17 protein-coding genes are annotated in these 19,659 nt (G+C 74.2%); 5 read left to right on the forward strand and 12 right to left on the reverse strand.

Annotated elements, in window-relative coordinates:
• Window positions 1–9 precede the first annotated feature (9 nt).
• Complete coding sequence (locus GXB85_RS08585) at window positions 10–435, reverse strand: DUF2510 domain-containing protein (RefSeq protein WP_161917234.1); 426 nt, start codon at window positions 433–435, stop codon at window positions 10–12.
• A gap of 283 nt (window positions 436–718) precedes the next feature.
• Here GXB85_RS08585 and GXB85_RS08590 point away from each other — a divergent pair, with 283 nt between their 5' ends.
• Complete coding sequence (locus GXB85_RS08590) at window positions 719–1,852, forward strand: NADH-dependent oxidoreductase (protein WP_161917235.1); 1,134 nt, start codon at window positions 719–721, stop codon at window positions 1,850–1,852.
• Window positions 1,853–1,951: 99 nt separating this feature from the next.
• Here GXB85_RS08590 and GXB85_RS08595 read toward each other — a convergent pair whose 3' ends face one another.
• The 3 genes from GXB85_RS08595 to GXB85_RS08605 form a co-directional block, all read right to left on the reverse strand.
• Window positions 1,952–2,245 carry a growth/differentiation factor gene (locus tag GXB85_RS08595; protein ID WP_161917236.1) on the reverse strand — a complete coding sequence of 98 codons (294 nt, stop codon included), beginning with the start codon at window positions 2,243–2,245 and terminating at the stop codon, window positions 1,952–1,954.
• A gap of 2 nt (window positions 2,246–2,247) precedes the next feature.
• The gene (locus GXB85_RS08600) at window positions 2,248–3,387 is read right to left on the reverse strand and encodes a TFIIB-type zinc ribbon-containing protein (RefSeq protein WP_202627754.1); all 1,140 of its coding nucleotides are present in this window, start codon (window positions 3,385–3,387) and stop codon (window positions 2,248–2,250) included.
• A 95-nt stretch (window positions 3,388–3,482) separates the two neighbouring features.
• Entirely contained in the window at window positions 3,483–4,715 is a 1,233-nt protein-coding gene (locus GXB85_RS08605) for an SPFH domain-containing protein (RefSeq protein WP_161917237.1), read from the reverse strand.
• A gap of 138 nt (window positions 4,716–4,853) precedes the next feature.
• Between GXB85_RS08605 and GXB85_RS08610 the strand changes: the two genes are divergently transcribed.
• The gene (locus tag GXB85_RS08610; protein ID WP_161917238.1) at window positions 4,854–5,729 is read left to right on the forward strand and encodes a PhzF family phenazine biosynthesis protein; all 876 of its coding nucleotides are present in this window, start codon (window positions 4,854–4,856) and stop codon (window positions 5,727–5,729) included.
• An 84-nt stretch (window positions 5,730–5,813) separates the two neighbouring features.
• Here the strand turns inward: GXB85_RS08610 and GXB85_RS08615 are convergent, their stop codons facing one another.
• Genes GXB85_RS08615 through GXB85_RS08635 form a run of 5 tightly spaced genes read right to left on the reverse strand, consistent with a single transcriptional unit; the run spans window position 5,814 to window position 10,567 of the window.
• Entirely contained in the window at window positions 5,814–6,590 is a 777-nt protein-coding gene (locus GXB85_RS08615) for an MBL fold metallo-hydrolase (RefSeq protein ID WP_161917239.1), read from the reverse strand.
• Window positions 6,587–7,747 carry an ABC transporter ATP-binding protein gene (locus tag GXB85_RS08620; RefSeq protein WP_161917240.1) on the reverse strand — a complete coding sequence of 387 codons (1,161 nt, stop codon included), beginning with the start codon at window positions 7,745–7,747 and terminating at the stop codon, window positions 6,587–6,589. Before GXB85_RS08620 ends, GXB85_RS08615 begins: the two co-directional genes overlap by 4 nt.
• A complete protein-coding gene (locus GXB85_RS08625; RefSeq protein WP_161917241.1) occupies window positions 7,744–8,655 on the reverse strand; it encodes an ABC transporter permease in 912 nt (303 codons plus the stop codon). The genes GXB85_RS08620 and GXB85_RS08625 overlap by 4 nt, the downstream gene beginning before the upstream one ends.
• Window positions 8,652–9,506: an ABC transporter permease gene (locus tag GXB85_RS08630; protein ID WP_161917242.1), complete on the reverse strand. Its 855-nt coding sequence runs from the start codon at window positions 9,504–9,506 to the stop codon at window positions 8,652–8,654. The genes GXB85_RS08625 and GXB85_RS08630 overlap by 4 nt, the downstream gene beginning before the upstream one ends.
• Complete coding sequence (locus GXB85_RS08635) at window positions 9,503–10,567, reverse strand: extracellular solute-binding protein (RefSeq protein ID WP_161917243.1); 1,065 nt, start codon at window positions 10,565–10,567, stop codon at window positions 9,503–9,505. The genes GXB85_RS08630 and GXB85_RS08635 overlap by 4 nt, the downstream gene beginning before the upstream one ends.
• 178 nt (window positions 10,568–10,745) lie before the next feature.
• On the opposite strand from GXB85_RS08635, the gene GXB85_RS08640 reads away from it, so the two are divergent.
• Entirely contained in the window at window positions 10,746–12,164 is a 1,419-nt protein-coding gene (locus GXB85_RS08640) for an MFS transporter (RefSeq protein ID WP_304515671.1), read from the forward strand.
• Here the strand turns inward: GXB85_RS08640 and GXB85_RS08645 are convergent, their stop codons facing one another.
• Complete coding sequence (locus tag GXB85_RS08645; RefSeq protein WP_161917244.1) at window positions 12,165–17,057, reverse strand: DUF2510 domain-containing protein; 4,893 nt, start codon at window positions 17,055–17,057, stop codon at window positions 12,165–12,167.
• 244 nt (window positions 17,058–17,301) lie between these two features.
• Between GXB85_RS08645 and GXB85_RS08650 the strand changes: the two genes are divergently transcribed.
• Entirely contained in the window at window positions 17,302–17,901 is a 600-nt protein-coding gene (locus tag GXB85_RS08650) for a DUF6318 family protein (protein ID WP_161917245.1), read from the forward strand.
• A 389-nt stretch (window positions 17,902–18,290) separates the two neighbouring features.
• Entirely contained in the window at window positions 18,291–18,770 is a 480-nt protein-coding gene (locus GXB85_RS08655; RefSeq protein ID WP_161917246.1) for a PKD domain-containing protein, read from the forward strand.
• A gap of 13 nt (window positions 18,771–18,783) precedes the next feature.
• Here the strand turns inward: GXB85_RS08655 and GXB85_RS08660 are convergent, their stop codons facing one another.
• Window positions 18,784–19,224, reverse strand: a complete 441-nt coding sequence (locus GXB85_RS08660) for a hypothetical protein (protein WP_161917247.1) — start codon at window positions 19,222–19,224, stop codon at window positions 18,784–18,786.
• 148 nt (window positions 19,225–19,372) lie between these two features.
• Window positions 19,373–19,558, reverse strand: a complete 186-nt coding sequence (locus tag GXB85_RS08665) for a hypothetical protein (protein WP_161917248.1) — start codon at window positions 19,556–19,558, stop codon at window positions 19,373–19,375.
• Between the last annotated feature and the right edge of the window lie 101 nt (window positions 19,559–19,659).

Below are 19,659 nucleotides of genomic sequence, written 5' to 3' on the forward strand. Positions count from 1 at the left end.
TGCCGCGCCTCAGAAGAGGAAGAGCTTGAAGAACGCCGTGCCGAGGGTCCCGAGGATCGCGAGGACCAGGCCCCAGACGGCCTTCGTCCGGCCGATCGCGCCGAAGCCCGAGCGCTCGAGCTGACCGGCCCGCGAGAGGCCGACGATCGACAGGATCAGCGCCGGCACCGAGACCAGCAGGAAGCTGTTGACGACCATGCAGATGATCCCGAGCACCATGCCCGCGGTCGCGGCGCTGTTCCTCGGCGGTGCGTAGCCGTAGGGACCGGGCGGCGGCACGATCGGCGCGCCGCAGGGACCGGGGACCATCGGCAGCTGCGCAGGGACCTGCCGCGTCGCGTGGTCCCACGCCCCACCGTTCCACCAGCGCTCGATCGGCGCGCCGCTCGGATCCGGGTACCAGCCGGGCGGGGTGACGGTGGGTCCGACGGACACGGGGTTCCTCCTCGCCGCGCCGGGCCGGCCGGCGCCGTTGGCACCGGCGGGCAGCCGGGCCGGGCCCGGGTCGACCAGGCTCACCGGGGGTATCGGCGGCCGCACCCACCTTCTGAAGCCGCCCCCGCACGCCGTCGTCGGCGGCCGCGTGCGTCACCCGGTCCCAAGGTCCCCACCAGGCGATCGAAACGGTTCGTACGCTCGAGCCAGCCCGACGGCGGGCGGCCCCCACCCCCGGCCGACGGGCTCCGACCACCCGTCTGACCTGTGGAGATGCTGCACCGTGGACCTCGAGACCCTCCTTGCCCCCTACACCCTGCCCAGTGGCGTCGTCCTGCGTGACCGCCTGGTGATGGCCCCCATGGTCGCCCAGGGATCCGACCCGGCGACGGGCCACGTCACCGACGAGGACGTCGCGTACTTCGCGCGGCGCAGCCGGGTCGCGGGCACGATCATCACGGCCGCGGCGTTCGTCGAGCGCGCGGGCCGCGGGTTCGAGCGGCAGATCTCGATCTCGGACGACTCCGACGTCACGGGCCTGCACCGCCTCGCCTCGGCGATCACGTCCGACGGCGCCCGCGCGATCGTGCAGCTGTACCACGGTGGTCGCGAGGCGCACCCCGCCGCGGCCGAGCTGGGCCGGGCCGTCGCACCGAGCACGATCGAGTTCCCGTGGCTGCCGTACGTGCCGCAGGAGATGACCGAGGCGGAGATCCGGGCGACGATCACGGCGTTCGGCGAGGCCACGCGCCGCGCCATCGAGGCCGGGTTCGACGGCGTCGAGATCCACGGCGCCAACCACTACCTGCTCCAGCAGTTCTTCTCGACGTTCTCCAACCACCGCACCGACGCGTGGGGCGGCGACCTCGAGCGGCGGATGGCGTTCCCGCTCGCCGTCGTGGACGAGGTCCAGCGCGTCGCGGCGACGGCGGGGCGGCCGTTCGTCGTCGGGTACCGGCTGTGCGCGGACGAGGTGCACGGCGAGACCGTCGGCTACACGGTCGAGGACACCGCAGTGCTCGCCGACCGGCTGGCCGCGCGCGGCGTCGACTACGTGCACGTCTCGCTGTTCACCGGCTACACGACGGCGCCCGAGGGCTCGGAGCGCAGCCACGGGCAGATCCTGCGCGACGTGGTCGCCGGCCGCTGCCCGCTGATCATCGTCTCCGAGGTGTTCACGCAGCACGACGCCGTGCGTGCGCTGGAGCACGGCGACCTGGTGGCGATCGGCCGCGCCGCGCTCGTCGAGCCCGAGTTCGCCGCCAAGCTCGCCGCGGGCCGCGCGGACGAGGTCGCGACCACCGTGAAGGGCCGCAAGGACGACGTCGTGCTTCCGGCCGGCCTGGTCGAGTGGTACCGCACCACGGGCAAGGGCCTCCTCCCGCCGCTCGAGGGCATCGACGAGCTCGAGGGCTGACTGCCCGACGACGACGCCCCGCCCCCTCACGTGCGAGGGGGCGGGGCGTCGTCGTGCAGGGGAGCTCGCCGTCAGGCGTGGGCGCCACGAGGTCCCGGCTCAGCCGTGTCGGGCTCCACGCACCTTCGTGTGGTTCGACGTGCGCATCGAGGCGTTCGAGACGCCCTTGAGCGAGTGGTTGAACTCGTCGCGGCTCTTCAGGTCGAGCACCTCGGCGCGGGTCTCGGTCTCGTGCTTGTGGCGCTTGTCCGAGTTGCGGTACCGCAGCCGCACCAGGCCGTAGAAGAGGAACCCGGACAGCAGGAACACCAGGCCGAGGTAGCTCGACTCGGAGTCCGACCCGCTCGAGGCGAGGACCACCGGGGTCGCGATCAGCAGCGTGCTCAGGTCCATGGTCAGCCACCTACCAGCATGATGAGGACCCCCACGACCGTGCCGATCGCCTGGACGACCGCCGAGACCGCCAGCAGCCGGGGCCGGTTGATCGGCACGCTGCCCATGGTCTCGCCGGTGCGGGCGTTGACCGCCACGTAGTGCAGGAACGAGCCCTTGGACGTGGTCTGGTGGTAGCTGTACAGCCACACCGGCAGGTACGCCGCGACCCACCGCTGGCCGACGACGTCGACCTGCTCGTGGTCCCAGCGCACCCCGCGGTCGTAGAAGCCCAGCGTCCGGGCCGCCCGGTTCCGGGCGATGTCGCCGATCTGCACGTGGGCGATCGGTGCCAGGTCGTCGACGTTGCTGTCGCGCCGCTCCGAGGCGAACCCCGCGAGGTAGTTCGCGTCGTACCGGACGGCGTTCTCGACGTCGAACGGCATGATCGAGTTGATGATGTTGTTCGCGCTCGTCGAGCTGCGCTCGAGGCGCTCGCTCGAGGACTCGACGGTCAGGTCGTCCACGTGCAGGTCGAACTCGCGGGCCACGTCGTAGACGTCGGCGTCGAAGAGCACCTGCTCCTTGTCGCCCTTCTTCACCGTGTACGAGCGGGTCTTGTGCTCCCCCTGCCCGACGAACGTCGCGTGCGCGTTGACGTCGACCACCATGTACGGCAGGTACACGCCCATCACGTTCTCAGGGTTGAACTCCGCCTTGAACGTGGGGTGGGCGAAGAAGGTGCGCTTGGAGACGAACTCGCCGATCTTCGCGACCGCCGCCTCCTTGGGCAGGCGGAAGGGCAGCACGACGTCGGGCACCGCGCCGTTGGGCACCTGCTGGTTCATCGACAGGGTGTTGCGGCACCAGTGGCAGCGCGCCTGCGTGCTGTGGGCCGTGTCGATGACCACCTCGGCGCCGCACGCGGTGCACTTGAAGGTCACGACGACGTCCGTGGACGGGATGATGTCCTCCGACCCGGACCCCATGACCACGCCGGACAGGCCGCCGATGTCACCGTCGAGGCCGAGGCTCGCGAGCGTCACGTCGCTCTGCCACTCGAAGCGGCAGTAGCCGCACCGCAGCCCCCCGGTGGCGGCGTTCAGCGAGATCTCCGTCGCCCCGCACCGCAGGCACTTGACCAGGCCGTCCGTCGCACCCACGTCGGTCCGCACGACCTGTGGCGCCGGCGGGCCGGCGGGCACGGGTGCCGACGTGGGCGGTGGCGTCGCTCCGTCGAGGTGGTCCACCGGTCCCCCTACAGCCCGAGGACCTTGTTCTTGGCCGCGTCGAAGTCGGCCTGGGTGATCAGCCCCTGGTCGAGCATCGCCTTGAACTGGGCCAGCTTGGCCACCGGGTCCTCCGCGGCCGCTGCCGGGGCCGCGGGTGCCTGGGGGGCCGGCTCCTGGGGTGCGGGGGCCGTGGTCTGCTGGTTCGGCGGCTGCACGTGCGGCTGCTGCAGCCCGCTCGCGGCCCCCGCCGTCGCGTTCACGCCCATGCCGAGGAAGGCCATGTTGGCCCCACCACCGGCACCGCCCGGGTTCTCCCCGGCGGCCTGGAAGCCGCGTGCGGCCGCCTGCTGCATGAACGAGTTGCCGCGCGCCCCGCCCAGGGCGTCGGCCTTCTTGACGTCGGACAGCAGGGCCCGCGTGTCCTCGTCGTACTCGATGGCCTGCAGCGCGACCTTGACGATCGTCAGACCACGCCCGGTGGTCCAGGCGTAGCCGTCCTCGACCGCCTGGGACAGCGACTGGGCGAACCCGATCGCGTCGCCCTGGATGCGGGCGATGCGGTTCCCCTTGCTCGGGTCGTTGGTGTAGTTCGAGAAGGCGGCCGAGAGCGAGCCGACCACCTCGTTGAACAGCTGGCTCGCGGCGTCGTTGTCCAGGTCGGAGAAGTCGAACACCCGCGGCGTCGCGCCCAGGTAGGTGAGGGGGACGAACTGCTTCACGAGCAGGATCGGGTCCACGATGCGGAGCGAGTACGAGCCTCGCGTGATCGCGCCCACCTGCGCGCCCAGGTAGGCGTCGTCCCAGTAGATCTCCGACTGGGTGCCGAACCGGTTGTTCGGGATCTCCTTGAGGTTGACGTAGAACGCAAGCTGCTGCGAGCCGGGCCGCCCACCGAACTTGAAGCGCTCCCACGACGTCGTCACCGTGGGGCTGAGGATGCCGTCGCCAGCGAAGAACGACTGCGAGTTCTGGTCCTCGGACGTGAAGATGAAGCCGCCGGGCTCGCCGACGAATCCCGTGAGCTGCCCGTCCTGGAACGTCACGAGGCCGTAGCCCTCGGGCACCACGATGCGGCTGCCGTTGGTGATGATGTGCTCGGACGCCTGGGTGTTGGCACCGCGACCGGCGTTCTGCCCCTGGGCCACGGCCGGGAAGATCGCGGCGGTCGGCGCCAGGTGCGCCGGCGGGGCCAGGAAGTCCTTCCACTGGTCGGCGAGCATGCCGCCGACAGCACCGGAGAATGCCTTGATGAATCCCACGGGACGTCCTTCGCTCGACCGGTCAGGCAGCTGCGATCACGCGACGACGGCGTGACCCGGCGAAACCCTATCGGCGCGACACCAGGACCCGGGGACGAACCGACACGAACGGCGTAAGGCCCCGGCTACGCTCGCGGCGTGAGCACGAGCGTCCTGCGCCTGACCGCGTTCGCCGCCGGCCCGTCGGGCGGCAACCCCGCGGGGGTGGTGCTCGACGCGAGCGACCTCACCGACGCGCAGATGCAGCGGATCGCCACCCGGGTGGGCTACGCCGAGACCGCGTTCGTGGTGCGCCCGCCCGCACCCGGGCCCGACGGCGTGCGCGCGGGCCTGCGGTACTTCTCGCCGTCCGCCGAGGTGCCGTTCTGCGGTCACGCGACGATCGCGACCGCCGTCGCCCTCGCCTGGCGCGACGGCGTGGGCACCACGGTCTTCGAGACCCCGGCCGGCCCCTTCGAGGTTCGTACCGCACGCGCCGACGACGGCGTGGTGACGGCCTCGTTCACGAGCGCCGAGCCCCGCGTGGAGCTGCTGCCCGACCACGTGCTCGCACGGCTGCTGGACGTCGTCGGGCTGGCGCCCGAGCAGCTGCACCCCGCGTACCCGCCGCGCGCGGCGTACGCGGGCAACGTGCACCCGGTGCTGGTGGTCGCGGACGTCGCGGCGCTCGACGGCGTGCGGTTCGACCCGGCCGAGCTGCGCGCGTTCATGGACACGCAGGGCTGGGCGGCGACCGTGACGATCGCCCATCCGCGCGACGCGGGGACCTTCGAGGCCCGCAACCCGTTCCCGGTGGGCACGCTCGACGAGGACCCGGCCACCGGCTCGGCGGCCGCGGCCCTGGGCGGGTACCTGCGTGAGCTCGGGCTCGTCGAACCGCCCGTGCGTGTGCTCGTCCACCAGGGCCGCCACGTCGGGCGGCCGAGCCTGCTCGCCGTCGACGTGCCCGCGACCGGCGGGATCATGGTGACCGGCACGGCGACGCCCGTCGACCCGCACGCCTCGACGCGCTAGGGGAGACGTGCTCGACCTGCTCCTGGGCCTCCTCGCCGTGATCGTCGAGGCGCCGAGAGCCCCCCGGCCGGCTCGGCCTCCGGATCAGGCGTCGAGCTCGACCACCATGCCCGGCACGGCGAGCTCGACCGGGCCCGCGAACGCGCGCCGGGCCTCCGCGAGGATCTCCGGGCCGTCGTCGGGATCGGCGAGGTGCGTGACGACCAGCCGCCCGACGCCGGCCTCGGCCGCGAGCTCGCCCACCGTGCGACCCGTGAGGTGGCCGTGCTCGCTCACGTCGATCCCCGCGGCGTCGCGGTAGGTCGCCTCGGCGAGCAGCACCTGCGCCCCGCGGCACGCCTCGACCAGCTCGGCGGACATCCCGGTGTCCGCCGTGTAGGCGAGGCCGAGGTCCGGGAACCGCATGGTCAGGGTGGGCACGGGGTGCACGGCCCGCGTGGTCGCGAGCGTCGTCCCGTCCACCACCACCGTCGCTCCCGGCTCGACCTCGGTGAGCGCGTAGCCCCCCGTGAACGGGTGCGCGAGATCGGGCAGCGTCGGGATGCCGTACACCGCGTCGAGGCCCTCGAGCTTGCGGCCGAACCCCGTGGGCGCCCACAGGGGCAGCGCGGGGAGCCGCTCGGGGAACCCCCGCCGGTAGCCGAGCGCCACCAGGTCCGCGCTGTGGTCGGCGTGCTCGTGCGAGATCACCACGCCCGTCAGGCGGCCCAGCAGGTCGCGCGACGCGAGCTCGGCCACCACCCCCGGGCCGCAGTCGACGAGCGTCGCGCCGCCGTCGTGCTCGAGCAGGTACCCCACCGCGGCACCGAGCGACGTCGGCGCGCACGCCGAGGCCCCGAGCACCGTGAGCCGCGCGCTCATCGCCCGACCACCGCCACGCTCCGCCCCGCCACGGCCGCCACCGTGACCCGCTGCCCCACCGTCAGCGGCGCGAGCGCGTGGGCGGGCACCGCGGGCCCTGCCTCGAGCCGCACCTGCAGCCGGTAGCGCTCACCCGCGAACTCCACGGTCTCGACCCGCCCCGCGGCGCCCTCGCGCGCCGCGGCGACGACCTCGCCCGACGGCGCGTCACCTGCCGCGTCCGCGTGCAGGTCACCGCTGCGCAGTGCGACCAGCACCTCGTCCCCGGCAGTGGCACGCGCGCCGTCGTCCGCGGGGGTGCGCAGCCCCACCACGAGCCCGGGTGCGAGCCGCGCGCCGCCGTCGGGCACCACCACCCCCGGGACCGTCACGGCATGACCGAGGAAGCCCGCGGCCCACGCGTCGGCCGGCTGCTCCCACAGGCGCGCCGACGGGCCGGCCTGGACCACGCCGCCGTCACGCAGCAGCACCAGCTGGTCGGCGACCGCGAGCGCCTCCTCCTGGTCGTGCGTCACGAGCAGCGTCGTCACCCCCGCCTCGCGGATCAGGGCCGCGAGCTCCGAGCGCAGCTGGACGCGCAGCTGCGGGTCGAGCGCCGCGAGCGGCTCGTCGAGCAGCAGGATGCGCGGGAACGGCGCGAGCGCCCGGGCGATCGCGACGCGCTGACGCTGCCCGCCCGAGAGGTCGGCGACGGGGCGCCGCGCGAGCTCGGAGATGCGGCACAGCTCGAGCATCCGACCCACGCGCTCGGCTCGCTCGGCCGCCGGCACCTTCTGCGCCCGCAGGCCGAAGGCCACGTTGCCCGTCACGTCGAGGTGCTCGAACAGCGCGTACTGCTGCGGCACCCAGCCCACTTTGCGCCGGGTCAGGGGCAGGTCCGTGGTGTCGGCGCCGTCGACGGCGATCTGCCCGGCCGTGGGCCGCAGCAGCCCGCCCACGAGCTTGAGCAGGGTCGTCTTGCCGCAGCCCGAGGGCCCCACGAGCGCGGTGATGGTGCCCGGGGCCGCGTCCACGTCGATGCCACGCAGCGCGTCGTCGGCGGCGCCCGGGTAGCGGAACCGCAGCCCGCTGCACACGAGGTGGGCGGCGTCGGGGCCGGTCACTGGGGGCTCGGCCGACGGCGCCGTGCGGCGCTGGGCCTCGTCGAGGAGCGTCATGCCTGCCCCACCTTCGCCCCGCCGAGGCGCTCGAGCGCGAGGGCCGCGGGCACCACGCACGCGAGGAACAGGACGGTCGCGGCGGCCGCGGCCTCGAGCCGGCCCGTGAGGTAGCCGTCGTACAGGACCACCGGCAGCGGCTGCTGCGTCGGCGTGAACAGGAAGAACGCCACGTTGAACTCTCCGAAGGACAGGGTGAGGACCATGAGGGTCGCGGCCAGCAGCGCACCGCGGACCCCGGGCAGGGTCACGGTGAGCAGGCGCCGCACCGGACCGGCGCCGAGCGTGGCCGCGACGGACTCCTGCACGCGCACGGCCGGGTCGCCGAGCGCCGGCGTGAGCGCGCCGAGCAGGAACGGCAGGGTGTAGAGCACGTGGCCCGCGACCATCAGCACGCCCGAGGGCCGCAGCGTGGGGTAGGCGAGGATCAGGCCCAGGCCGATCGCGATGCCGGGCACCGCGATGGGCACGGTGCTGACGGCCTGGAGCAGGCGCCGCCCCGGGAACCGGTGCCGCGCGATGAGCCACGCCGCCGGGAAGCCGATGAGCAGGTCCAGCACCAGCACGAGCACCGCGACCCGCACGCTCACGCCGAGGTTGCCCTGCACACGCGTCCACGCCTCGACGAGCCACTGCGTGGTGAGGCCCGCGAACGGGCCCTCGCGCCAGCTCGCGCTGAGCGCCACGAGCAGCACCAGCGGGATCGGCACCAGCGTCAGCACGGCCGCCCCGATCGCGAACGCCCGGCCCACGCGCGTCACGCCGTCGAGCGGCACCTGCTCGGGCCGACGACGACGGCGTGCGGACGGTCGGGTGGGTGAGGTGGGTGCGGGCGCGCGGACGACGTCGTCGGGCAGCGACGGTGCGCTGTCGCGAGCCGCCGCGGGTGCGCCGGGGCCCGCCGTCATGCCGGCCTCCCCTGCACCCGGGCCTCGCCGAGGCGGCCGACCCCCACGAGGATCACCGTCGTGAGCACCGCGAGCAGCACCGACAGCGTCGCCGCGAGCTCGGGCTGGAACGCGTCCGTGAACGCCGACGCGACCTCGAGCGGCACCACGCGGATGCCGCGGCTGAGCGTCGCGGCCGTGCCGAACGCGCCGAACGCCGTCGCGAGCGCGAGCGCGGCCGAGCTCGCGATCGCCGGACGCAGCGCGGGCAGGACGACGCGCCGGTAGACGGTCGCGGTCGAGGCGCCGAGCGAGCGTGCGACGTCCACGGCCTCGGGCCGCACCGCGCCGGCGGCGCCGCGCACCACGAGCACCACGCGCGGGATCTGGAAGTACAGGTAGCCGAGCAGGAGTCCGGCCCACGTGTAGGAGATCTGGAGCATGCGCTCACCCGTCACGGCCTCGGTGAGGGTGGGCACCACGCCCGTGTTGCCCACCGTGAGGATGATGAAGAACCCGATCACGATGCCCGGCAGCGACAGCGGCACCGTCATCGCGACCGCGAGCCCGCGGCCCGTGCGCGTCCGGTCGCGCTCGAGGTACAGGCCCGCGGGCACGCAGATGACCAGCGCGAGCACGGTCGAGGCGAGGGCGAGCACCGCGGTGAACACGAGCGACTCCGCGTAACGACCGCTCGTCAGCACCTCGACGTAGCGGCCCAGGTGCACGCCGCCGTCGGGCGCGGACACGCTGCGCAGCGCCATCGTGACCAGCGGCCACACGAGCACCACGAGCAGCAGGGCGCCCAGGGGTGCGCCGAGCGCCGCCGCCCGGGGGAGGCGGCGCCCGGCACGCGGACCTGCCGAGGTCATCCGAGGATCTCGGCCTGGTACCGCGCCATGACGTCCTCCTGGACCTGCTGCATCTGCGCGAAGTCGGGCGTCGCGACGAGCGAGTCGTAGTCGTCCGGGAACACCTCGGCGATCTGCGGGTCCACCTCGACGTCGCGGATCGGCTTGAGGTAGCTCTCGGCGAACAGCGCCTGGGCCTCGTCGCTCAGCACGTAGTCGAGGAACGCCTTGCCGGCCTCCTCGTGCGGGGCGTCGGCCACCAGGCTCATCACGTACGGGATCGCGAGCGAGCCGTCCTCGGGGTAGACGACCTCGATCGGGTCGCCCGCGGCCGTGAGGGTGTGGCCGTTGAAGTCCGCGTCGATGAGGATCGGGATCTCGCCCTGCTGCACGGACGCCGTCGCGGTCTGCACGGGGTTGACCACTCCGTTCGCCTTCATCTTCGCGGCCCACTCGAGCCCCGGGCCGAAGTCGTCCAGGTCCCCACCGAGCGCGAGGTTCGCGGCCGTGAGCACCGAGTAGCCGACGGCGGCCTGGGTCGGGTCGAGGTAGCCGACCATGCCCTCGTACATCGGGTCGGTGAGGTCCTCCCACGTGGTCGGCACGGGCAGGTCACCGAGCTCGTCGGTGTTCACGAGGAACGCGATCGCCCCCTGGTGCACCGCGAACCACTCGCCGTCCGGGTCCTTGAGCGCGTCGGGCACCTCGTCCACGCCCTCGGGCTCGTAGGCCTGGACCAGGCCCTTGTCCGAGGCCTGGTAACCGAAGACGACCCCGTAGTACGCGGTGTCTGCGACGGGCGCGGCGGCCTCGGCCTCGAGGGCCGCGATGCTCTGACCGGAGTTCTTCGGGTCGCTGGGCGCCTCGATGCCTGTCTCGGCGGTGAAGGCCTCGAGGACGGCGCCCCAGTTGGCCCACTCGGTGGGCGAGTTGTAGCTGATGACCGGGCCCTCGATGGTCGCTGCGGCGGAGTCCTGGCTGGGCTCCGCGGCGTCGTCGGTGGTCTCGGCGGAACAGGCCGCGAGGGCGGCGACGGCCGTGACCGTCGTGACCGCGGTGAGGGCGCGCAGGTGCGTACGCATGGGGAAGGGGGCTCCTCGATCGTCGTTGGCTGACGTACGACGACCCTTGAGGAGCGTCGTGACCTCGCGGCAGCCGCCCCTCGAACGTCGGGTGAACGTTCTCGGACGGCGGGCACGGTCGCGTCGGCGCTGCGTCGCGCCCCGATGACTTCTCGGTACCCGGCCGGTCCATCCACGCATGACCGAGCGCACCGACCTGCCTGAGGGCCTCGACCCACCCGCCGCCGCCGCGATGCGGACGTTCGGCCACCTGCTGGTCAACACGGCCGTCGCGAACATCACGACCAACTACCTGTGGTGGGCGCTGACGTTCTGGGTCTACCTCGAGACGCGGTCCGTGCTCGCCACGGGGCTGATCGGCGGCGGCTACATGCTGTTCGTGTCGTTCAGCAGCGTGTTCTTCGGCGCGTTCGTGGACCACCACCGCAAGCTCGCGGTGATGCGGGTGTCGACGGCGCTCACGCTGCTCGCGTTCGCCGTGGCGGGCGCGGTGTTCTGGTTGCTGCCGCGCGTGACGCTGCTGGACCTGGGCGCGCCATGGTTCTGGCTGTTCACCGCGATCATCCTCGCGGGCGCCGTGGTGGAGCACATGCGCAACATCGCGCTGTCCACCACGGTGACGATCCTGGTGCCCGACGAGCGGCGCGCGAACGCGAACGGCCTGGTGGGCACCGTGCAGGGGGTCGCGTTCATCGTGACGAGCGTGTTCAGCGGGCTGTCGGTGGGGCTGCTGGGCATGGGCTGGACGATCGTGGTGGCGCTCGCGCTCACGACGGTGTCGCTCCTGCACCTGCTCGGGCTGCGCTACCCCGAGGACCGCGTGGCCGCGGCCCCGGCCGAGGGGGTGCGTGCGTCGATCGACCTGCGCGGCTCGATCGTGGTGATCCGCGCGGCTCGAGGGCTGTTCGCGCTCATCGTGTTCTCGACGTTCAACAACCTCATCGGTGGGGTCTACATGGCCCTCATGGACCCGTACGGCCTCGAGATGTTCTCGGTCGAGGCGTGGGGGCTCGTGTTCGGCGTCGCGGCGACGGGGTTCATCGTGGGTGGGCTCGCGATCGCGAGGTTCGGGCTGGGGCGCAATCCGATGCGCACGATGCTGCTGGTGATCGTCGCGATGGGGCTGCTGGGCGCGACGTTCACGATCCGCGAGTGGTGGGTGCTGTACGCCGTCGGCATCTGGCTGTACCTGTGCCTGGTGCCCGCCGTCGAGGCGGCCGAGCAGACGGTGATCCAACGCGTGGTGCCGCTCGAGCGCCAGGGCCGGGTGTTCGGCTTCGCGATGGCGTTCGAGACCGCGGCCGCGCCCCTGACGGCGTTCGTGGTCGCCCCGATCGCCGAGGTGTGGATCCTGCCGTGGTCGCGCACCGAGGCGGGCCGTGCGGCGCTGGCCCCGTGGCTCGGCGAGGGCGAGACGCGCGGCATCGCGCTGATCTTCCTGGTCAGCGGGCTGCTCATGGTGGCGGCCGCGCTGATCGCGCTCCGCACGCCCGTGTACCGGTCGCTCTCGCGCACCTACCTGCGCGCAGCTCCCGCGGACGCGGCCGACGACGACGAGCCCACGGTCCCGGTGCCGGGGCAGACGACCCTGCGCTGACTACTCCCAGCCCTGGGTGGCCTCGACCAGGCGGGCGCGGCCCTGGCGGACGGTCGTGCGTCCGCGCTCGAGGAACGTCGCCGCGAGCACCACCACGAGGCCGAGCACAGCGACCAGCACCCAGGTCCCCACCTGCCCGGCCGCGGGGAGCAGCGCGGCGAGCGGCACCACCACCGCGAGCGCGACCCCGGCGAGCGTGACGCCCGCCCCCGCGAGCAGACGCCGTCGGACACGCGTCGCGACGCCCCACAGCGCGACCACCACGCCGATGCCTGCGGCGACCAGCGCGTGCAGCACCGAGACGGTGAACGCCGCGATGAACGAGGAGACGACGAGGAACGCGATCCCGGCGAGCTCGAGCCCGACGACGCCCCGGTCCGCCACCGGCAGGCTGCGGGCGCGACGGTCCGCGCGCCACACGGCGACCACGACGAGCAGGGCGAGCCCGACGGGCACGGTGAACCACACCGGGCTGCTCGCGAGGCCCTGCGCCGCGTAGACCGCCCAGGCGCCCCAGGCGACCACGGGCGACGCGAGTCGCAGCCCGAGCACGCTCCACGCCACACCGAGGGCCGCGGCCTGGACGGCGAACGTCGCGAGCACCGCGGCGACGAGGGCGGCTGAGCCGTGGTCGTCGGCCGCGGGCAGGTGCAGGGCCGCGAGCAGCGCCGTCGCGAGCCCGAGCACCGAGCCGGCGCGTGCCCATCCGGGCCGGAGCCGGCTGGGCGCGATGCCGACCTGCTCCACCGGGCCGACCCCGTCCTGCTGCCGAGGTCCGTCTGGCTCGTCCCGCTCGTTCGACCGGCCCACTCGGACCCGACGTCGCAGCACCACAGCCACCGCGGCGGCACAGCTCACCGCGACCAGGGTGAGGACCTTCCCGTCAGCCGGGACGCCCGCGGCGCCGAGGCCGACCAGCAGGCCGAACGTCGCCGTCGCGGCCGCGACCTCACGCCACCACGGCCGACGCGTCGCACCGACGAGCAACCCCGTGGCCACGGTCAGGAGCACCCACGCTGCCGTGTGCCACCACGTGGTGAGCGTGTCTGCGACGGAGAGGGACGGCGGTGTCATGTCGAGGCCACGCCACACGGCGCCGAACGAGCCCGGGGTGAGCACGAGGCCGGCGGTCGCGCCGAGCGACAGCGCGGCCGCGACCACGCCCCACACGCTCAGCCACGAGCGACCGCGACCGAGCGCGCGGACCACACCCACGAGGGCGAGCAGTGCCGCGGCGCCGGCGACGGCCGTCGCCTCGGAACCGCGCTGCGGCGTCCAGCCGGCGGCCACCGGCACCAGGAGCCAGGCCACGGCGGCGGCGAGCGCGCCGACCCACTGCCGCATGCGCCGCGCCGGGCCGACCTCACGGACCAGTGCGAGGGCGGTGTGCGCGGCCGACAGCACTGCGAAGGTGAGCACCGTCCACCACGCGCCGGCCTCGGTGGTCGCGCTCAGCACGAGCAACGTGCCCACCCAGCCGAGCACCTCACTGAGCACGCGCCGCCGTCGCACGCTCACGGCGGCGACGACCACCGCCGCGCCGACGACCAGGCGCACCGGGATGCGCTCGTCGGGCTCGGCGACGAGCACGGCGACGATCGCGGGCCATGCGGCGCCGATCGCGAGGGGCACGTCCCACCGTGCCCATCGCACCCGGGGCGGCCCGTCGGCGGCGAGGCCCTGCGCCACGGCCGCCATCGCGAGCGCCGTCCCCACGTGCGCCCACGCACCCGGGTGGTCGTCGCCGAGGAGGCCGAGCACGGCGATCCAGCCGAGCAGCACCGCACCGGCACCGAGCACGCCCACCCCGGTGAGCGCGGCGAGCGCACCCACCGCCACGGCCGCGCCCGCGACCACGACGCCCGCATCCCACGACGAGAGCCCGCCGAGGGCCACGAGCACCCCGAGCGCGACCTGGGCGGCGCCGAGCACGGCGGGCGGGAGCGCCGACCGGCGTCGGGGCAGCCAACGCGGGTCACGCGGCCGCGCGCGGTCGGCGAGCAGCGCCCCGGCCGCGAGCACGCCTCCCACGGCCACGAGTGCGGACGCGGTGAGCAGCAGGCGCGGCACGCCGTCGTCGACGAGCTGGTCGGCCACGACCGCGACCAGCGGCGTGACCGCGAGCCAGGCCGTCCACACCGGCACCGCGGGCCGCCGCCGCACGAGCGGCGCGTGCACCACGACGGCCGCGAGGGTCGCCACGGCCGGCCAACCCTCGGTCGCCATGCCCACGCCGACCAGCACGAGCGCGAACGCGAACCACGGCAGCAGCGGGAGCACCCGGCCCGCGCGCAGCACGCGCGTGAGGCCTGCGAGCACGAGACCCGCGCCCAGGACCGGCGCGGCACGCCACGCGTGGTCGAGCGACAGCGCCCCGGTGACGTGCAGCACGAGCACCGTCGAGGCGACGGCGCCGACGAGCGCGAGCGCCCAGGGGCCGTGACGACCGGCCGCGCCCAGCGCGTCGATCGCGCGTGTGGTGGGCGACCCGCGCCGGTCGCCCACCAGCGCGGTGGCCAGCCAGCCGGCCGTCCCGAGCAGCGCGGCGGCGGTGAGGGCGAGGAGGATCGCGGGCTCGCCGAACAGGTGCGCGTCGAGCACGTCCGGGGTGGGGACCACGGCGACCAGCACGGCCACGGTGCCGGTCACGTGACCTGCCACGCCGAGGGCCGCGCGCGTCGGGCCGGCGCTCTCCCGCTGGTGGGAGTGCCCGGGCAGCTGGCCGAGCAGCACGGCCGCGAGCCCCAGCACGGCGAGGCCGCCGGCCCGCACCACGACGTCGGCGTCCAGGGCGATCATCCCGACCAGCCAGAGCCACCACACCACGGGCGTCGCTGCCGCGACGGTCCAGGTGCCACGCAACGGCCCGAGGACCGTGGCTGCCAGCAGGACGAGCACGGCCCCCGGCACCGCGAGGCGCGGCCAGAGCTCCCCCGACCCGGCCTCTCCGGCGGCCGTCGCCGCGATCGTCCCGAGCAGCATGAGCACGCCGACGACGCCCCACCACCACTCCCACAGGTGCGGGGCGCCCGGGCGACGCAGCCGTCCGCGGGCGAGGGGCGTCGCCGCGAGGACCATGCCCGCACCCACGAGCAGCGAGCTCGGCAGGTCGAGCCCGGGCACGGCGGCGAGGGCGAGCAGCGGAGCTGCGGCCGCGAGGACGTCGAGACCCCCACCCAGCCCGCGCACCGCCGCCGGCTCGGCTCGGCGCCATGCGGCCCACACCGTCGTGAGCGCGAGCGCGCCCACGGCCCACCAGCGGTGCGGGACGGTCAGCAGCGCGACGGCCACGAGCGACAGGACGAGGAGCACGCGCGCCACGACCGCACGCCCGACGGCGTCCTGGCGTCCGAGCAGTGCGTGGGCGAGACCCACCCCGACCACGAGCACCGTGGGCACGAGCGCCGGGAGCGCACCGGGGCCGACGACGGCGCTGTCGCTCCCGGAGAGCAGCGGCGTCACCGCGTCCGCGACCAGCGCCCGGAGCGCGACCAGCATCCAGGCGACGACGAGCAGCACGTCCGCGGTGGGCGTCGAAACCCGGTCGGACGCACGGACGGCCAGCGCGAGGGCCAGCACGGTCACGGCGAACGGCAGTCCCGGCCAGCCCTCGACCAGCCCTGCGACCACACCCAGCACGGTCGTGATCACCACGCCCGGCAGCGCCGCGGCGAGCGCGCTGTCGGCGAGCCGGCGGCGCAGGACGGCGGTGTCGGGCACGGTGTGCGACCAACGGCGCGCGACGGCTGTCGTCACGAGCACGGCGAGCGCGAGCACGGCCACCTGGGCCGCGCCCGGGACGGCGACGTCCTCGCCGCGCGGCACGGGTCGGGCGAGGCCGACGGCGGCCATCGCGGCGGCGAGCCAGAGCACGGGCGCGACCACCGCGACGAGGGCGGTCCCGGGTCGCCGTCGGGCGATCAGCAGGTACGCGCCCGCGAGCGCGAGGCAGCCGAGTGCGGTGCCGATCGGGAGGGCGGCATCGTGCAGGTCGGGCGGGAAGGGGGCGCCGTCGACCGCGGACGTGACCAGCATCAGCGCGAGCAGCAGCCCGCCGACGGCGACCATCGCGCGGGCGACGAACTGCGCGCCGCTGCGCGCGAGCACGAGCGCAGCCACGAACGGGACCACGGCCACCGCGAGCTCGGCGACCGGACGCATCGCCGGGGCGACGTCACCGAACGCGAACGCGACCAGGCCGAACACGCCGACGAACAGCAGCAGCACGCCCAGGTAGGCGAGCCCGTGCACCGTGAGGTCGAGGTCCAGGCGCGCGCGGACTCCCGCCCACCAGCGTGCGACGGGGCCGGGCTGAGCAGGCGGCCGTGCGGGGAAGCCGGCGGATGGCCCTGCGACGCCCGGAGCCGGGAGGGGCGCGGCCGGGACTGGGCTCGCCGCCACGGGGGCCGGCGGCGTGCCCAGCTGCGTGGGGGCGGCAGGCGCAGCGTTCGGCTGGGCGGGGGCGGACGGCGCGGCACTCGGCTGCGGAGAGGCGGCACGAGCGGCACCCGGCTGCGCAGGAGCTGTCGGCTCGAGGCCCGATGCGGCACCGGGCGCCGCGGCGGAGCCGACGGGCGCCGAGATCGACCCGGCGGGCCGGGCTGCGGTCGGTGACGACGGCGGCGCGCCCGCCTCGCGGGTGAGCTCGTCGGCGAGCCGCTCGAGACCGTGCGCCTCGGGGCCGAGCGCGCCACGCCGTCGGGCCTCGGGGAGGAACACCTCTCGCACGAACCTCAGCCCGTCGAGGTGCTGCGGACCGATCGCGGGCGGCCGCTCGTCCCACACGCGCGCTCCGTCCGAGGCCCACGGGGTCCACTGGATGCCGTCCCACCAGCGCAGACGCGCGCGACGGTGCGGGTCCGGGTACCAACCCCCGGGCGGTCGTGGCTGCACGGCCCCTCCTCGATGTCGGGCACATCCTGGCGCACCCGTACGACCCGCGGGGCAGTTCGCCCACAGGGGGCGTGGGGAGTCAGGAGGTCGTGGGGTCGACGGCCGCTGCACCTGAGCGGGGAGCTCCCGTGCCGTCGGGCGGCACAAGGGCTCCCCGCTGTCCGTGCCGGACGACCATGGTGGCCGTCCACAGATCGGGTGAACGCCCTGCCCGGAATGTCCGGGTGACGGTAGGTTCACCGCCATGCACAACGGCAGGGGGCGGCGCGCGTGGCGCGCACTGGCACTGGTGGGGGCGCTCGCCCTGGCGGGCTGCACCACCACCGCAGGCCCGACGACGCTCGAGTCCTCACCCCCGTCGCCGGTCGCGGCAACACCGACGCCGACCCCCACGACTGGGGCCCCCGCCGCCCCCGAACGCCCGTCGGCGATGGACGAGGCAGACGTCGCCGGCGCCGAAGCCCTCGCCCGCTACTTCCTCGAGCTCTACCCCTACGTCTATGCCACCGGCGACCTCGCCGAGTGGAAAGCCCTCAGCCACCCCGAGTGCGTCTTCTGCACGGAGGTGGTCTCGTCGGTCGAGACGCAAGTAGCGGCTGGCAACACGAACGTCGGCTCGGATATCACCATCCACCTCGTCGTGGGACGTGAGGTGACACCCGGTGCGCTCTTCGCGGTAGATCTGGAAGCGACCGAGGGACCGTCAACGGAGTACGCGAGCGACGGCTCGGTGGTCGAGTCACGACCTGAGGCGTCTGACTACGACGTCGTCTTCGCCATCACCAACGAGGCGTCGGGGCTCGTCGTGCGCGAGGTCGATGTGGTCGCGAAGAAGGCGCCCTGACTCCGATGATCCGAGTGCGGGCGGCTGCCGCCGGTTTCCTGACGGTTGCCCTGATGCTCACGGCTGGGACTGCAGTCGCGGCTAGCAACCTCGGTGATGACGGGTCCCCGTCCACCGGGGGGAAGGCCGGGAACGGAGCCGTCGACCTCGTCGCACGCGCGGCTGCAGAAGAGGAGCAGCGGGCCTCTCTCCAAGACCCCGCTGTCCGGTTGGTCGAGTACATACGGGCAGAACTGTGCGCGATCGAGAGCGGCCAGCCATCGACCCCCGCGAACGGTGACTGCGCGCGCGTGCCCCAACCACAGGTCCTCGACTGCGGCGGGCAGACCTCACTGATGACGCTCTGGCGTCGCGAACGAGCGACCCCGACAAGCCCATGGAGCCGCTGGATGTACGCGGCGGGCGCATCCTGCCCCCAAGACACCCTGCCCGCCCTCACCGCCGAGGACTTCCGCCGCCTACCGCTGGCCCCGCCGACCCTGACCCTCCAACCGGCAGCCCCCACCGTCCTGATCAACGTCCCGACCATCACCTACGCCGACGCCCCGGTCCAGAACCTCACCACCGACCTGCTCGGCTACACCGTCGAGGTCCGCGCCACCGCAGACTCCTACACCTGGGACTACGGCGACGGCACCGACCCCCGCACCACCACCAGCCCCGGCAGCCCCTACCCCGACCACGACCTCACCCACACCTACACCCGCCCCGGCACCTACACGATCACCCTCACCACCACCTGGACCGGCCAGTACCGCCTCGCCGGCACCACCACCTGGCTCGACGTCACCGGCACCGCCACCACCACCGCCACCTCGACCCCCATCGAAGCCCTCGAAGCACCCACCACCCTCGTCGCGAACCCCTGACAGGCGACGAGCGTCACGAGCCTCGCTCGGTGCGAGCCTGTTCGAGACGTTCGGCCAGCCACGCCGGCGTGTGCTCGGGAGCCCTCGGGAACTCCTCCCACTCCTCGAGGTAGTGCCCCACGGCCTTGGAGGGCTGCCACGCGGGCTCGGAGTCGTAGTCGAAGTCGAAGGACATCCGGCCCTCAGGGGTCAGGGTGAGGACGGCCGTGAACCAGGCGCCCTTGCCTGGCTGGGCGAGAGCGGCACGCAGACCACGGAACGCCCTGATCATGGGCATCGTCGTGGAGCCGCCCACATGCTGGCCCGCCTCGTCGGTCGCGGAGGCCTCGGCCTGGAAGGCGTTGCCCACCTGGCGGTAGGTGACGACGCCCGTGACCCACCCCGAGCGGGGCACGGTCGAGAGGAACTCCCGGCCGATCGTCTGCTGGAGGTCGACGGGGTTCGGCTGGTTCATGGACGTGATCCTCCACCGTCGAGCAGGACGGCAACCTCGCGGGCGCCCGGTTCCAGCGTCCCGCCGTCGGGCACGTGGACCCGCTCGGCGTCGGCGTCCACTGCCTCGGACGCTGCGACCGTGGCCGCCCACACCACGAGGGCGAGCGTCACGCAGGCCACAGCGCCGGCCACGAGGAGGAAGGCCGCGCGGCGCGCGGGCAGGCCCCCGAGGTGCGTGGGAGCCGACCACCGAGCGCGACGGCACCGACCCCGGCGGCGAGCGTGAACACCCCGAACATCCCGCCGAGCGCACGCAGGCGCCACTGCTGCGCCGGGTGGAACCTGTCGCTCATCCGCCCTCCCGCTCGCGTCGGCCTGGAGCCTACGGCCGCCCACCGCGCCCCGCCCGGACCGGTCGATCTGTCGCTCGCCCGCTCGGGTGAGCGAGGGACAG

It is taken from the genome of Cellulomonas sp. APG4 (assembly GCF_009996735.1).
Taxonomy (GTDB): Bacteria; Actinomycetota; Actinomycetes; order Actinomycetales; family Cellulomonadaceae; genus Actinotalea.

Coding starts and splice junctions, on each gene's coding strand:
- GXB85_RS08615 (WP_161917239.1), bottom strand. CDS start 6,590: ATGAGCGCGCGGCTCACGGTGCTCGGGGCCTCGGCGTGCGCGCCGACG.
- GXB85_RS08635 (WP_161917243.1), bottom strand. CDS start 10,567: ATGCGTACGCACCTGCGCGCCCTCACCGCGGTCACGACGGTCACGGCC.
- GXB85_RS08630 (WP_161917242.1), bottom strand. CDS start 9,506: ATGACCTCGGCAGGTCCGCGTGCCGGGCGCCGCCTCCCCCGGGCGGCG.
- GXB85_RS08665 (WP_161917248.1), bottom strand. CDS start 19,558: ATGAGCGACAGGTTCCACCCGGCGCAGCAGTGGCGCCTGCGTGCGCTC.
- GXB85_RS08640 (WP_304515671.1), top strand. CDS start 10,746: ATGACCGAGCGCACCGACCTGCCTGAGGGCCTCGACCCACCCGCCGCC.
- GXB85_RS08660 (WP_161917247.1), bottom strand. CDS start 19,224: ATGAACCAGCCGAACCCCGTCGACCTCCAGCAGACGATCGGCCGGGAG.
- GXB85_RS08650 (WP_161917245.1), top strand. CDS start 17,302: ATGCACAACGGCAGGGGGCGGCGCGCGTGGCGCGCACTGGCACTGGTG.
- GXB85_RS08625 (WP_161917241.1), bottom strand. CDS start 8,655: ATGACGGCGGGCCCCGGCGCACCCGCGGCGGCTCGCGACAGCGCACCG.
- GXB85_RS08655 (WP_161917246.1), top strand. CDS start 18,291: ATGTACGCGGCGGGCGCATCCTGCCCCCAAGACACCCTGCCCGCCCTC.
- GXB85_RS08595 (WP_161917236.1), bottom strand. CDS start 2,245: ATGGACCTGAGCACGCTGCTGATCGCGACCCCGGTGGTCCTCGCCTCG.
- GXB85_RS08620 (WP_161917240.1), bottom strand. CDS start 7,747: ATGACGCTCCTCGACGAGGCCCAGCGCCGCACGGCGCCGTCGGCCGAG.